The sequence below is a fragment of the Paenarthrobacter sp. AB444 genome, from assembly GCF_028736865.1.
Classification (GTDB): Bacteria; Actinomycetota; Actinomycetes; order Actinomycetales; family Micrococcaceae; genus Arthrobacter; species Arthrobacter nicotinovorans_B.
This window is the reverse complement of sequence record NZ_JAQZBY010000001.1, coordinates 226,430-239,376: the sequence shown is the minus strand read 5'-3', so window position 1 is coordinate 239,376 and position 12,947 is coordinate 226,430. Positions and strand designations below refer to the sequence as shown.

Here is a 12,947-nt window from a genome sequence, read left to right as displayed (position 1 = left end):
CATGGCATTGAAACCTGGAGCCCATGTGGAGTGGAACACCCCGCAGGGCAAAACCCACGGCAAGGTCGTCGAGAAGAAAACCAGCGACTTCGAACTCGACGGCAATACCCACCGTGCCAGCGAGGACGAGCCGCAATACGTGGTGGAATCCGGGAAAACGGGAGCCCGTGCCGCACATAAGGAGTCGGCGCTCACCGAGAAGTAGCAGCCCCCTGCAGTTGGCGAAGAGCGAGCAGGGGGAACAGCAGGACTGAGAGCATTCCCGCACCGACAAGCGCGGATGCAATGCCGCTGGAAATCAGGTCCTGGTCCCGGCCGATGCCCGTCACGGCCACGATCACCGGCAGTCCTGTTGCCCCAAAGAGCACAATGGCGCGCTTGCCGGAGGCTGGGGAGCCTGCCGGAGCTGCGAGCAGCGACGGCAGGCCGCGGACAACCAGGAGCAGGACGAGGAACAAGGGAACCATGGCCAGGGCCAGTGGGCTTGAGGTCAAAGCGGCGAGTTCGAAATCTATGCCCGTATCGATGAAGAACACCGGAACCAGGAAGCCGAAGGCGATGGCGTCGATTTTCCTGTCGATGACGATCCGGTCCGCTTCAGGCGCCCTGGCAATCGCTACTTTCCACAAGACGCCGGCGGCGAACGCACCCAGCAGCATGTCCAGTCCCAGAAGCATGCTCAGGACGACGAGCGAGCTGAGGATCAACATAATGGACCGGACCGCGAACTGGCCGCTGGTGTGGAGGGTCCGGGTCACCTGCTGATGAAACAGGATGTGCCGGGAACGTGATGCGAGCAAAATCGCCACAACCGTCAGCAAAACGAAGCCGAGAAGGACCCCCGACGCCGTGCCCAGTTGCTTGCCACTGAAAAACAGGGAGATGGCAATGAGCGGGCCGAATTCGCCCACCGCGCCCAAAGCGGCCACCCCAATGCCGATGGGGCTCTTGGCCTGGCCCGCGTCCCGGAGGATGGGCAATAGTGTTCCCAGGGCAGTGGAGGACAGGGCGACGCCGATGATCACCGCTGCTTCCACTGCAGACGCCAGCGCGAATCCGGCTGCTATTCCGGCGGCCAGCGAGATGACCCAGCCAATAGAGGCCCGGATGATGGGCCGGCCACGGATGGCCCCGAAATCGATTTCGTTGCCCGCGACGAAGAACAGCATGGCAAGCCCAAAATCCGCCAGAGTATCGGTGAACTGCGTGGACTGGACCCACCCTAGGACGCTGGGACCGAGCAGCATCCCAAGGACGATCTCGAACACCACGATGGGGATCTTCGCTATCGGCTCCACAACGCGGGCAGCAAGGGGAGCCGCAACGGCCATGGCGGCAATGAGGACCAGCGACACGGACAAGCTTTCCATCACCGAAACCTCCGCCTACCGGCTTGCTGCCGGGGAGACCCGCCCGTCAGGGACGCCCGGGCCATTCCCTGCCGGCCCAAGGATCGTAGTCCGCAATCAGCGCCTCCTGCTGTGGACGCCCCTGCTCGGGGACATGCTGGAGGTTGACCCTGACGCGGTACCAGAGGGAACTCGATCCGCGCATCCCATCGATCAGAATGTCGGCCGGGTGCAGTTTCGAAACGACATCAGGATGTTGGTTCTTCCATTCCTCCAACGCAGCCAGTGCCTCCGGCTTGGTCTTGGTACGCGCCACTTCAATGAGCGGCATTGAGGATGTCCGGCGACCCGAGCCATCTCCTGGCCGTGGGGCCTTCTCAGCGGGGCCGAGTTCGGTGGCCAAAGCGAGCAACCGCTCCAGCGAGCCGGCCTCGTCGTCGATCCCGGAATGGGGATCACCACCGGAAGCGAACCGCTCAGGAACCGTCAGAACCGTGAACTGCTCAGGCCGGGCGGAGCGTACCTCGTCCCACGTGAGCGGCATGGAGACCCGGGCATCGGGTCGCGACCGTACGGAGTAGGCGGAAGCTACTGTCCGGTCCTTGGCGTTCTGGTTGAAGTCCACGAAGACACTCTCACCCCGTTCTTCCTTCCACCATCGGGCTGTGGCAAGGCCGGGTGCCCGGTTCTCCACTTCACGGGCGAGGGTCTCTGCAGCCAGGCGCACGTCACGGTATGACCATTGGGGCGCGATCCGCACCAGGATGTGGAGTCCCCGGGAGCCGCTGGTCTTGGGCCATCCCACAAGTCCGACGTCCCCCAGCACTTCCCGCGCGACATAGGCGGTGTCCACGATCTGGGACCAGTCGACGCCGGGCATGGGGTCCAGGTCCACACGGAGTTCGTCGGGATGGTCCAGGTCTTCGGCCCTCACAGGATGCGGGTTGAGGTCAAGGCACCCCAGATTCACAACCCACGCCAAGCCGGCGGCATCCCGGATGACCGTCTCCTCTGCCGAGGTGCCCGATGAATAGTGCAGTGTCGCCGTGTCAATGAATGCGGGGTGGTTCTCCGGAACCCGCTTCTGGAAGAAGGGTTCGGCGTCGATGCCCTTGGGGAAACGCTTGAGCACCATAGGCCTGCCGCCCGCCCCACGCAGGGCGCCGTCGGCGACTGAGAGGTAGTAGTTGACCAGATCGAGCTTGCTGACACCCGGTTCCGGAAATACCACTTTGTCCGGGTTGGAGATCCGGACTTCTTCGCCGCCGACGTCGAGTACTTCCGCCGGTGTCTTGGAGGGGCTCATGCGGTCACGCTAGCAATGAACATCGGATCCAACCAGAGGTTGGCCGACTATATTGGCCATGTCAGCCCACCACCACAACTGAGGGAGCCTGCACGCAATGGCCAAGGAACTTGCCACCCAACTCATCGAACAACTCCAGGCTGCCGGTGTGCAGCGGATTTACGGGATTGTGGGCGACAGCCTCAATCCCATCGTTGACGCCGTCCGCCAGACGGGAGGCTCGAAAAACGGGGGCATTGACTGGATTCACGTCCGCCATGAAGAGGCGGCCGCGTTTGCGGCAGCAGCTGATGCGCAACTGACCGGAAAGCTGGCAGTCTGCGCGGGATCGTGCGGCCCGGGAAATCTGCATCTGATCAACGGACTCTATGACGCCAACCGCACCGGCGCCCCCGTACTGGCCATCGCTTCCCATATTCCCAGCAGGCAGATTGGCAGCGGCTTCTTCCAGGAAACCCATCCGGACCGGCTTTTCAACGAGTGCTCCGTCTATTCGGAACTTGTCAGTACCGCCGAACAGGCACCCCGGGTCATGCACAGCGCCATCCAAAATGCCATCGGCCTCGGTGGGGTCGCGGTGGTTACCCTTCCCGGCGATATCGCCGGTCTCGAGGCTGCCGCCCCGACGCCCTTGCCGGCGACGTTCCGTCCAGCGAGCCTGGTGCCGGACACCGCCAGCGTCCGCGAACTGGCAGATGCCATCAACGACGCCGGTAAGGTCGCCATTTTTGCCGGCGCCGGCGTGGAGGGCGCCCATGACGAGCTGATGTCGCTGGCAGGCCTGGTCAACGCTCCGATCGGCCACTCGTTGCGGGGCAAGGACTTTGTCCAGTACGACAATCCGTTCGATATCGGCATGACGGGCCTGCTCGGATACGGGGCAGCGGCTGAGGGTATCGAGGACGCCGACCTGCTGATCCTCCTTGGCACTGACTTCCCCTACGACCAGTTCCTTCCTGAAACCCGCACCGCCCAAGTTGACCGGGCTGCAGAGCGGCTGGGGCGACGCACCGACGTCGACATTGCCGTCCATGGCGACGTGCTGCCTACGCTGACTGCCCTGCTGCCGCTGGTGAAGCCCAAGAAGAGCCGTCGTTTCCTTGACCAGATGCTGAAGAAGCATGACCGCCTCATGAACAAAGCGGTGGGTGCCTACACCCGCAAGGTGGAGAAGAAGCAGCCCATCCACCCTGAATACGCGGCCTCGTTGCTGGACCAGCTTGCCGCCGAGGATGCGATCTTCACCGCGGACACCGGCATGTGCAACGTCTGGACGGCACGCTACATCAATCCTTTGGGAACCCGGCGCCTGATTGGGTCCTTCCTCCACGGGTCCATGGCGAATGCGCTCCCGCACGCCATCGGTGCCCAGGTGGCGTATCCAGGGCGCCAAGTGGTGTCCGTGTCCGGCGACGGTGGCCTCTCGATGCTCCTGGGTGAACTCATCACAGTGGCAGCGCATCAGTTGCCGGTCAAGGTAGTGGTGTTCAACAACTCCACCTTGGGCATGGTCAAGCTGGAAATGCTGGTGGACGGACTTCCCGACTTTGGCGTGGACGTGCCCGACGCCAACTATACGGAGGTCGCGAAAGCGTTGGGCTTCCATGCCATTCGGGTCACGGATCCCGCTGACATCGAGGGTGCCTACCGGGCGGCCTTCGCCCACCCGGGTCCGGCGTTGGTGGAACTCATTACGGACCCCAACGCATTGTCCATCCCGCCGAAGATTTCCGGGTCGCAGGTCATCGGTTTCGCCACGGCCATGTCCAAAGTTGTCCTGAACAGGGGAGCCGGAGAAGCTGTAAGCATGGCACGTAGCAATCTCCGGAACATTCCCCGGCGGTAGGCTACCGCGCCAGGGCGGCGGCAAGGTAAGGAGCGGTCCGGCTGTCGTTGGAATGCGCGACGACGGCCGGCGGGCCAGCCGCCATGACCGTACCGCCGGCGTCGCCGCCTCCGGGGCCCAGATCGATCACCCAGTCCGCTCCCGCGACCACGCCCATGTCGTGTTCGACCACTACAACCGTGTTCCCCGCCTCCACCAGCCTGCGGAGTTGGGCCATCAAAAGCTGCACGTCGGCGGGGTGCAATCCGGTGGTGGGTTCGTCCAACAAATACAGAGTGTGGCCCCGTTGGATCCGTTGCAATTCGGTGGCCAGTTTGATGCGCTGGGCTTCACCACCGGAGAGTTCGGTCGCAGGCTGGCCCAGCCTCAGGTAGCCAAGGCCAACCTCTTGCAGGGTCTGAAGGCTGCGGGAGACAGACGGCAGATCCTTGAGGAACCCCGACGCGGCCTTCACGGTCATCCCCAGGACGTCAGCGATGTTCTTTCCCCGGTACGTTACCTCAAGGGTTTCGGGGTTGAAACGTGAACCGTGGCACTCCGGACAGGGGCCGTAGCTTCCAGGCAGGAACAGCAGTTCCACAGCCACGAAGCCTTCACCCTGGCAGGTCTCACAACGACCTCCGGGAACGTTGAAGGAAAACCGGCCCGCCCCAAATCCGCGGGCCCGGGCACCGTCGGTAGCGGCGAATTCCTTCCGGACTCCATCGAAGAGCCCGGTGTACGTGGCCAGATTGGAACGTGGCGTGCGGCCGATGGGTTTCTGGTCCACCTGAACGAGACGGTCGAGACCGCCAAGTCCGGATACCGGCAGCGCCTGGCCCTCGGTGGAAGGATCCGGATGCAGCCCGGCCTCCACCACGCCGGCCAGTACCCGGCTGACCAGGGTCGATTTGCCCGAGCCGGACACTCCCGTCACTGCCGTGAACACTCCCAGCGGGAAATCCACGTCAAGGTTGCGCAGATTGTGCTGGCTGACGCTGCGAATGTTCAGCCAGCCTGTGGGTTCCCGCGGGCTTTCGATCGTTCCGCGCTTTCGAGCAGCATGGCTCTTGTCCGCGACCAGGAATGGTCTGGTGATTGAGTCCTGCACCGACGCCAAACCTTCCACAGGGCCGCTGTAGAGCACTCTGCCGCCGCCCTCTCCGGCATGCGGTCCAACATCCACGAGCCAGTCGGCGGCACGAACGACATCCATGTTGTGTTCGACCACAAAGACGGAGTTGCCGGAGCGCTTCAAGGTCTCCAACACCGCCAGGAGAGGTTCGGCATCGGCTGGGTGAAGGCCCGCGGAAGGCTCATCCAACACGTAGATCACACCAAAAAGGCCGGAGCGCAGCTGGGTGGCGATCCGGAGGCGCTGCATTTCGCCGGGGGACAGGGTTGGCGATGGCCGACCCAGCGCGAGGTAGCCCAGTCCGAGATCCAGCAGGACGGTGATCCGACGCAGGAGATCACGCGTGATGGCGATGGCAACCTCATTGGTTTCGCCGGATGTCTGCGTACGGGAGGCAGTGTTGGCGCTCTTCAACCCGGCGGTTGGACGCAGAAGTGCGGCGAGGTCTGTCATGGGCAGGGCATTGAGTTCGGCGATTGTTTTGCCCTCAAAGGTAACGGCGAGTGCCTCGGGCCTGAGTCCACTGCCACCGCAGACCGGGCATCGTCCCGTCTCCATGAAGCGCAGCACGCGCTCCCGCATGGCGTTGCTCTTGGAATCCGCCAAGGTATGCAGGACGTACCGTTTCGCGCTCCAGAACCGTCCCTTGTATGGATTGGCCACCCGGTCCCTCTGTGGTGTCACTTCCACCACTGGTTGTTCGTCGGTGAAGAGGATCCAGTCGCGGTCCTTTTTGGAAAGCTTCTTCCAAGGAGTATCGACGTCGTATCCCAGGTGAGTGAGGATGTCACGGAGATTCTTGCCTTGCCATGCGCCGGGCCATGCCGCAATGGCACCCTCGCGGATGCTCAGCGAGGTGTCGGGAACCAGGGATCCCTCTGTCACTGTGTGAGCCACTCCCAAGCCATGGCATTGGGGGCATGCGCCGGCAGCAGTGTTCGGGGAGAAGGCATCGGAATCGAGTTGGCTGGCCCCTTCCGGATATTTGCCCGCGCGGGAATAGAGCATCCGGAGGGAGTTGGAAAGCGTCGTGAGAGTGCCGAGGCTGGATCGGGCAGTGGCGGTTCCGCGCCGTTGTTGAAGTGCGACGGCGGGCGGCAGGCCGGTGATTGACTCCACTTTGGGGTTGTGGCCCTGCTGGATGAGGCGCCTGGCGTACGGTGCGACGGACTCGAAGTAGCGACGCTGTGCTTCGGCAAAAACGGTGCCGAACGCCAGGGAGGACTTTCCCGAGCCGGAGACACCTGTGAAAGCGACGATGGCGTCCCGTGGAACGTCCACGTCCACGTTGCGCAGGTTGTTTTCCTTGGCACCGCGCACTTTGACCATGCCGTCGTCGAGGTCTTCGTCGGAGGTCCGCCCCGCGTTGCCGCGCCCGGGGCCGTTGGCGATTATCAGGTCACTGTCCATTTGAACGACTCTATCGGGCGTAGCGCTCAGGGTTGTTCCGGCAGGCCTTGCCGTTAACGTCTCGCACGTCACCTAACCTACTAGGGGAAGGCGACTGTGCCTTTCCTGGGTGTCTCGGGCAGTTCGTTCCGTGGGGGAAGACTTGTGATCAGAAGAATAGTGTCAGTTGGGGTACTTGCAGTGACGGTGGCGCTGGCAGCCGTTTCGGTCCCGACGGCAGCCGAAGCGGCTGCGCAGGTCTACAACCCGTGCCAGCGTCTAAGCGCCGGGCAGGTGAAGTATCCGTCGTATGGGGCCAACAGGGTCACGTTTGCGACAGCGGTGGACCGCTCCCAGTCGGCTGTGGTCATCACAGGTTGTGTCAGGTCCGGAAGCGGGTATGCGCAGGAATGGCAGACCACAGGATTTGCCGGGTCCAAGGGGTTTTCGGCCCAGAACATGGCGTGGGAAGACACCTGGAAGTCGCCAACAGGCAGCTTCAGTTTCACCGAAGCCTTGGGAAGGTCCAACCCGGGAACCACGCTGAAGTACTACACCGTGAACCCCTACTCCCGCTGGGGAGGTGAACGCGGCCCCAATTACAACCAATACTTCGAAGGGATTGGCGGCGAATCGGACGAGAACCTCTGGACGTACATGAACCAAGGGTTTTATGAGCAAGCAGCCGTCATTAATTGGAACCGGTACCCGGACATGCCCACTGTGCAAGGTGCCTCCTTCGCCATCTTTTTCCACGCCGGGAACGTTCCCAGCGCCGGGTGCATTTCCACGAACCTTGGCACGGTGGTCCAGCTCCTTAAGACCAACCGGCCCGGCGATCGCTTCATCATGGGCGCGGTGGACGACATTTTCACCGCCTACAGCAGCTCGCCTTTTGGAGCGATCACCAACAAATATGCAGCGCTGGGTGGGCCGGCCTATGCCGGTAACCCTGTGAGCAACGAGATGTATGGACTCAAGAACGGCGGTGCGGGCCAAGCCTTCCAGTTTGGCTCCATTTACCATTCTCCTGTGTCCGGGACGTTCTTCAGCACGGGCGTTATCCGGGGGAAGTGGGGATCGACAGGCTACGAGAACGGGATCCTTGGCTACCCGGCTTCCGATGAGATGCCAATGACCCGGGGTGCCCGTGGGCAGGCCTACCAGAACGGGTCCATTTATTGGGGTGGAAGTACAGGCGCCCACGTAAGCATGGGCGCCATCCGCGCTGCCTGGGGTTCGACGGGATACGAGAAAGGCTTCCTGGGTTATCCGACTACTGACGAGATATGGGGCATGGCCAAAGGCGGCATTGGCCAAGCGTACGAGGGCGGTTCGATCTATTTCACGCCCGCGACAGGAGCCCATATCAGCATGGGCGCCATCCGCTCACTGTGGGGCCAACAAGGATTTGAGAAGGGCGCCCTCGGCTACCCTACGACGGACGAGTATCGAACAAACGGCGCTGTGGTTCAAGACTTCCAAGGCGGAAGCATTGCCTGGTTCGGCGCAAGTGGCAAGGTGACGCTCAAAGGCTGAACCCCGACCCATGCCCGGCGACAGCACGCCGCGCCTGAGGCGAGGGCTTTTCACTCGGCGGCGGGCCGACGTCGTTGTTGCTTGGTGAGCGAGCGTCGCTCCTTGGCGACGCGGTGACGGCGTGCTGAACCGCGGGTCGGCTTGGACGCACGGCGAACGGTTTCCGGTACAAGCGCGGCGGTTATGAGGCCGGCAAGCTTGGCCAGGGCGAGCTCCCGGTTCCTTAGCTGGGAACGCTCCTCGGAGGCTGTCACTGTCAGGGCACCGGCGACCAGGCGCCGTCCGAGTCGTTGCAGCAACAATTGCCGCTGCTCATCGCTCAGTGCGGCTGAATTGACGATATTCCAGCTCAGTTCTGCCCGGGAGTCGGTGGTGTTGACGTGCTGGCCACCGGGTCCAGAGGAGCGCGAGAACCTCCAGCTGAGTTCCGACGCCGGAATCTTCAGCGAAGGTGGGATATCCAAGTCCATGGAACAAGCCTTGCACGTCATGTGCCGCCATCCGGGCAGAGTCCGGGTGTCCAATGTTCGCCTGGCGCCTTTAGGATCAAAGCTATGGCCGGATTCGTGGATATTCTGGGCCCTATCCTGGAAATGATGACCTGGGTGGGGTTCGTCCCCGGCGTCCCCCTCTTGGTGTGGGCGTGGGTCATCGCCCGCCGGAGGTGCCAATGGGTCACTGCCGACGGAGAGCAGTTCGCGGCGGGCGGCTTCCTGGGACTTCGCTGGGTGGACCTGGACCACGAGGAACGAAAGGTCCTGCTCGATATCGCCGCAACGGAGGGCGTCGCGGCGAGCGGCAGCGTTGTGGTCCATTACGATGTTTGCCACCCGTCGCGGTGCTCCCTTGAGCCTCCACGCTACGATCACACGGTGTTGATACTTGGGTGGATTCTCACCGGCCTCGGCATCGTCAGCGCGCTGGGCGGACTGGTGCTCGTAGCGCTGTAGCCCCCTTGAAAGCCAAATATGGCCCGGGCTACCATGTGCGCGCGGGCTGATGCGACGCCCGAGGCGGAGGATTTCAATGAATGGGACGACTGCACCCCTGATGGTGGATCTGATCATTTCGCTGGACGGCTATGCCTCAGCCGAAGGGTGGCCGGGCTGGTGGGGATTGGAGGGTCCGGAATACCTCGCGTGGCTGGCTGAAGAAGCCACGAAGGACGTCACCCTGCTGATGGGGGCAAACACTTACAGGCTCATGTCCGGCATGTCAGGACAGGCGAGTGAGGAAGATTCCGGTTTCTCCAAGGAAGAAGGGGACTCTTTGGCGGGCCTGGCCTCGGTGCCCAAGATTATCTTCTCTTCGACGCTGCAAGAGCCCTTGGCATGGCCCAACTCCGAGTTGATTTCCGGGGATGCCGTCGAAGCCGTCAAGGAGCTGAAACAAACCCGCACCGGGACCCTGAGCACGCTGGGAAGCTTGAGTCTGAGCAGGTCTCTGCTGTCGGCAGGACTGGTGGACCGCTACCGTCTGGTTATCTTCCCGGTCATCACGGGGAAAACCGGCAGCGAAAGGATCTATGACGGCTACCCGGATGTCGCCTTGGACATGGTGGACAGCCGTATCTTCGACAGCCGACTCCAACTGTTGGAGTACATTCCGCGGGTTATCGATGCCCCGTTAGGGCGGCCCTAGCTGGCAGTACGTGGCTTCCAGGTGTCCTGTGTGGTGAAGAATGGCGCCAGCGATTGCGCATAGTGGTCCATTGTTTCCGGGAAGGTCAACAGGCGTCGGCCCTCCAGGGGAGAGGCTCCTTGGTTCTCGAAACCACCTGCCGCCGGAAGGCAAAGAAGCGGCTCTGCGGTTATCCCGCGCGAGGTCAGGACTGCAATTCCCCAGGGGTCCGTTGCATCGGCGACGGTGATCCCGGCGTTGTCGAAGGTGTCACGCAGAACATAGCGCGTGACGGTCCGCCAAGACTGAAGATACTGGGGCAACAGCTGCTCTACGAGGTCGTCGTCGTTTGCACTGTAGGCCTCGGCCAGAGCCGCCGACAGCGCATCCCATTCTTCGGCATCCCGGACCATCAAGTGAGCGGCCCGGAGGTGGGCAAGGGTTTCATTCAACATCATGGCAGTCCCCAAACTTCCTCGTGCGATGCTTGCCCGACGTGGGCAGGCCCGCCCTCGGCAGGCCACGCATCAGTAGAACGGTTGGCGCGCCCTCATGATTCCCTTCGGCGCAGGTTCGCTTGACCGCCTAGTAAATAAGGAAACTTACTATTAGGCTGTCGGGGTGGGAACGTCCCAGCGTAAAAATGAAGTGGTGCAGAACATGACTGAAGAGCAGGGCATCAGCAAGGTCACGGACATCATCAACGATTCCAAAATCGGGATGCTGACCACCGTCAACGAAGAAGGGGCCTTGGTCAGCCGGCCGCTTGCCGTCCAGGAAGTGAAGGACGACGGCGACATGTGGTTCTTTACGGGACTGGGAACCTCCCAGGTTGCACACATTCGGCAGGATCCCCGCGTCAATGTCTCGTTTGGCAAGAACACGGAATGGGTTTCCGTTGCCGGCACAGCCGAAGTGGTGACAGACCGTGCGAAGATCCACGACATGTGGAACCAGGTGGTGGAAGCCTGGTTCCCCGATGGTCCGGACACCCCGGAGGTTTGCCTGATCCACGTGGATTCCGACTCCGCTGAATATTGGACAAGCCCGGGCGGCACGGCAGCCACGGTGCTGCAATGGGTCAAATCCAAAGTCACCAACTCCCGGTTCAGTGTCGGCGAAAGCGGTACCGTGGAATTGTGAGCTTCCATGGTTGACACAGAGCGGTTCCGGGACCTCCTGGAGCAGGAGCGTGACCGGAGGCTGGTGCTGCTCTCGGCGCTTCGAAACGACATCACTTCGGTGAGCCAGGCACGGCTGGACTCCAATGTCGACGACGAGCACGATCCCGAGGGCAGCACCATAGCTTTTGAGCTTTCCCAGGCCTCCGCTCTTCTTGGCCAGAGCAGGGAAGGTCTCGAACAGATCGATGCCGCACTGGTCAGGATCGAAGCGGGCACCTATGGTCATTGCGAAATCTGTGGGATAGACATTCCGGAAGGTCGGCTGGAAGCCAGGCCCTGGACGCCGTACTGCGTGGTCCATGCCTCGGGGCGTCGGTAGCGTGCGTTCAGTTGTTTTGCCCGGCCTCGGCAGTGGTGGCGCGATCGGCCGCTGCGCCGTGTTTGCGGCTCGCCAACAGGAAGGGCACCGCGAGGAGCTCGACGACGCCGGCCATGGCGAGCGACGCCGGATAACCGTAGAGATCCGCGCCACGGCCCAGGAGCGGCTGAATCACCACCCCGCCGCTTGAACCCATCAACGAATCAAAGCTCAGCACAGTGGCCCGCTGCTTGGACGGGATCATGTCATTCACATAGGCCTGCCTGACGGGCGTGACCGCGGACCCCACTACGCCCCACAGTGCCAACAGCAGCAGGGCTATCCAGAAACTATGGGTGAAACCGAGGACAAGCAGGATCACTGACCCGCCGACTCCGCCCAGAATCAGTACGGACGTGCGTTTGTGGAAAAGACTCCGGGCGTGCGGTGCCAGCCAACCGCCCAAAATTTGTGAACCGGCAACAATGGCTGCCGCCAGTCCGGCGATCGAATAGGCCTGCGGGTCGCCGAAGAGGTCCAGAAGGTAGGGCTGCAGGGCATAGAAGACATAGATTCCGACGCCGGCGCTGAAGGGGGCGGCCAGCATCACGAACCGCACGGGCGGGTTTTTCAAGCCGCTCTCAATCGAAGCGGTGAGTACCGCGTGGGTCGCCCGCAGTGGATGCGTCGAGCGTTCTGGTGAGAAGCCGACGTCGTGCATGAGTCCGAAGGCGACGGCGAACATGGCCAGCAGCACCAGGACCCGCAGGAGGAAAGGCACGCCCAGGTTGGTGGCTTGGGCTATGACACCGCCGGCCACGGACCCCAGCAGCATGGCGACTCCCTGGACCATTTGTCCGCGACCAAGAACGGATTCGAGCCCGCCTTCGTAACCGGAGAACCGCAAGGCGTCGACGAGCCACGCCTCCACCGCCCCGGAAAAGAACGTGAATCCAAGACCAAGGAGAACGGAGACCACCGCCCACATCCAGAACGGCGCCGACGTCTGCCACAACAGGTAGTACAGGTACGTCGATGCCGCGAGCGTCACTGTGCCCAGAAGGAAGGAAGCACGCCGTCCCCAGCCATCGGCCACCACGCCAGTAGGGATTTCGAAGAGGACCATGCCTGCGGTGAAGAAGGCGTTGGCGGCAAATGCCTCGAGGTTGCTCAGGCCCGCGTCCAAGAGAAACAAGGTGTTGATGCCCCAGATGAACGACGCCGCAACGGTATTGCCGAGCGTCAACGTCAGGTAGACGCGTTGGATCTTACGGGCGGCCTGGTTCATGGTGTCGCCGGTCC

The 12,947-nt window shown here is 62.5% G+C and carries 13 protein-coding genes; 7 read left to right on the top strand and 6 right to left on the bottom strand.

Annotated features, from left to right (window positions below; translation table 11 throughout):
• The first annotated feature begins 1 nt into the window (after position 1).
• Positions 2-205: a DUF2945 domain-containing protein gene (locus PQ627_RS01085; protein ID WP_144658699.1), complete on the top strand. Its 204-nt coding sequence runs from the start codon at positions 2-4 to the stop codon at positions 203-205.
• On the opposite strand, the gene PQ627_RS01080 is transcribed toward PQ627_RS01085, so the two are convergent.
• Positions 192-1,370 (bottom strand): cation:proton antiporter, encoded by a 1,179-nt coding sequence (locus PQ627_RS01080; RefSeq protein WP_274257956.1) that lies wholly within the window; start codon positions 1,368-1,370, stop codon positions 192-194. The genes PQ627_RS01085 and PQ627_RS01080 overlap by 14 nt on opposite strands.
• Before the next feature lie 46 nt (positions 1,371-1,416).
• The gene (ligD, locus tag PQ627_RS01075) at positions 1,417-2,655 is read right to left on the bottom strand and encodes a non-homologous end-joining DNA ligase (protein WP_274257955.1); all 1,239 of its coding nucleotides are present in this window, start codon (positions 2,653-2,655) and stop codon (positions 1,417-1,419) included.
• 97 nt (positions 2,656-2,752) lie between these two features.
• Between ligD and PQ627_RS01070 the strand changes: the two genes are divergently transcribed.
• Entirely contained in the window at positions 2,753-4,501 is a 1,749-nt protein-coding gene (locus PQ627_RS01070; protein WP_274257954.1) for a pyruvate dehydrogenase, read from the top strand.
• Position 4,502: 1 nt separating this feature from the next.
• Here PQ627_RS01070 and uvrA read toward each other — a convergent pair whose 3' ends face one another.
• On the bottom strand, positions 4,503-7,025 hold the full coding sequence (gene uvrA, locus PQ627_RS01065) for an excinuclease ABC subunit UvrA (protein ID WP_274257952.1): 2,523 nt from the start codon (positions 7,023-7,025) through the stop codon (positions 4,503-4,505).
• Between the two features lie 159 nt (positions 7,026-7,184).
• On the opposite strand from uvrA, the gene PQ627_RS01060 reads away from it, so the two are divergent.
• The gene (locus PQ627_RS01060; protein ID WP_274257950.1) at positions 7,185-8,543 is read left to right on the top strand and encodes a hypothetical protein; all 1,359 of its coding nucleotides are present in this window, start codon (positions 7,185-7,187) and stop codon (positions 8,541-8,543) included.
• A gap of 50 nt (positions 8,544-8,593) precedes the next feature.
• On the opposite strand, the gene arfB is transcribed toward PQ627_RS01060, so the two are convergent.
• A complete protein-coding gene (gene arfB, locus PQ627_RS01055) occupies positions 8,594-9,013 on the bottom strand; it encodes an alternative ribosome rescue aminoacyl-tRNA hydrolase ArfB (protein WP_144658705.1) in 420 nt (139 codons plus the stop codon).
• A gap of 84 nt (positions 9,014-9,097) precedes the next feature.
• On the opposite strand from arfB, the gene PQ627_RS01050 reads away from it, so the two are divergent.
• Together PQ627_RS01050 and PQ627_RS01045 are read left to right on the top strand one after the other, a co-directional pair.
• A complete protein-coding gene (locus PQ627_RS01050) occupies positions 9,098-9,493 on the top strand; it encodes a hypothetical protein (protein ID WP_274257947.1) in 396 nt (131 codons plus the stop codon).
• A gap of 76 nt (positions 9,494-9,569) precedes the next feature.
• Positions 9,570-10,184 (top strand): dihydrofolate reductase family protein, encoded by a 615-nt coding sequence (locus PQ627_RS01045; protein ID WP_274257945.1) that lies wholly within the window; start codon positions 9,570-9,572, stop codon positions 10,182-10,184.
• Here the strand turns inward: PQ627_RS01045 and PQ627_RS01040 are convergent.
• Entirely contained in the window at positions 10,181-10,621 is a 441-nt protein-coding gene (locus tag PQ627_RS01040; RefSeq protein WP_260842275.1) for a hypothetical protein, read from the bottom strand. The genes PQ627_RS01045 and PQ627_RS01040 overlap by 4 nt on opposite strands.
• Positions 10,622-10,823: 202 nt before the next feature.
• On the opposite strand from PQ627_RS01040, the gene PQ627_RS01035 reads away from it, so the two are divergent.
• Positions 10,824-11,306: a pyridoxamine 5'-phosphate oxidase family protein gene (locus PQ627_RS01035; RefSeq protein ID WP_274258321.1), complete on the top strand. Its 483-nt coding sequence runs from the start codon at positions 10,824-10,826 to the stop codon at positions 11,304-11,306.
• Positions 11,307-11,312: 6 nt separating this feature from the next.
• Entirely contained in the window at positions 11,313-11,666 is a 354-nt protein-coding gene (locus tag PQ627_RS01030) for a TraR/DksA family transcriptional regulator (RefSeq protein WP_274257942.1), read from the top strand.
• Positions 11,667-11,673: 7 nt separating this feature from the next.
• Here PQ627_RS01030 and PQ627_RS01025 read toward each other — a convergent pair whose 3' ends face one another.
• On the bottom strand, positions 11,674-12,933 hold the full coding sequence (locus tag PQ627_RS01025) for an MFS transporter (RefSeq protein WP_274258319.1): 1,260 nt from the start codon (positions 12,931-12,933) through the stop codon (positions 11,674-11,676).
• Positions 12,934-12,947 lie beyond the last annotated feature (14 nt).

Bases quoted from the DNA above. Each gene is read 5' to 3' on its own strand.
- PQ627_RS01085 (WP_144658699.1), top strand. From the start codon at position 2: ATGGCATTGAAACCTGGAGCCCATGTGGAGTGGAACACCCCGCAGGGC.
- PQ627_RS01080 (WP_274257956.1), bottom strand. From the start codon at position 1,370: ATGGAAAGCTTGTCCGTGTCGCTGGTCCTCATTGCCGCCATGGCCGTT.
- ligD (WP_274257955.1), bottom strand. From the start codon at position 2,655: ATGAGCCCCTCCAAGACACCGGCGGAAGTACTCGACGTCGGCGGCGAA.
- PQ627_RS01070 (WP_274257954.1), top strand. From the start codon at position 2,753: ATGGCCAAGGAACTTGCCACCCAACTCATCGAACAACTCCAGGCTGCC.
- uvrA (WP_274257952.1), bottom strand. From the start codon at position 7,025: ATGGACAGTGACCTGATAATCGCCAACGGCCCCGGGCGCGGCAACGCG.
- arfB (WP_144658705.1), bottom strand. From the start codon at position 9,013: ATGGACTTGGATATCCCACCTTCGCTGAAGATTCCGGCGTCGGAACTC.
- PQ627_RS01050 (WP_274257947.1), top strand. From the start codon at position 9,098: ATGGCCGGATTCGTGGATATTCTGGGCCCTATCCTGGAAATGATGACC.
- PQ627_RS01045 (WP_274257945.1), top strand. From the start codon at position 9,570: ATGAATGGGACGACTGCACCCCTGATGGTGGATCTGATCATTTCGCTG.
- PQ627_RS01040 (WP_260842275.1), bottom strand. From the start codon at position 10,621: ATGATGTTGAATGAAACCCTTGCCCACCTCCGGGCCGCTCACTTGATG.
- PQ627_RS01035 (WP_274258321.1), top strand. From the start codon at position 10,824: ATGACTGAAGAGCAGGGCATCAGCAAGGTCACGGACATCATCAACGAT.
- PQ627_RS01030 (WP_274257942.1), top strand. From the start codon at position 11,313: ATGGTTGACACAGAGCGGTTCCGGGACCTCCTGGAGCAGGAGCGTGAC.
- PQ627_RS01025 (WP_274258319.1), bottom strand. From the start codon at position 12,933: ATGAACCAGGCCGCCCGTAAGATCCAACGCGTCTACCTGACGTTGACG.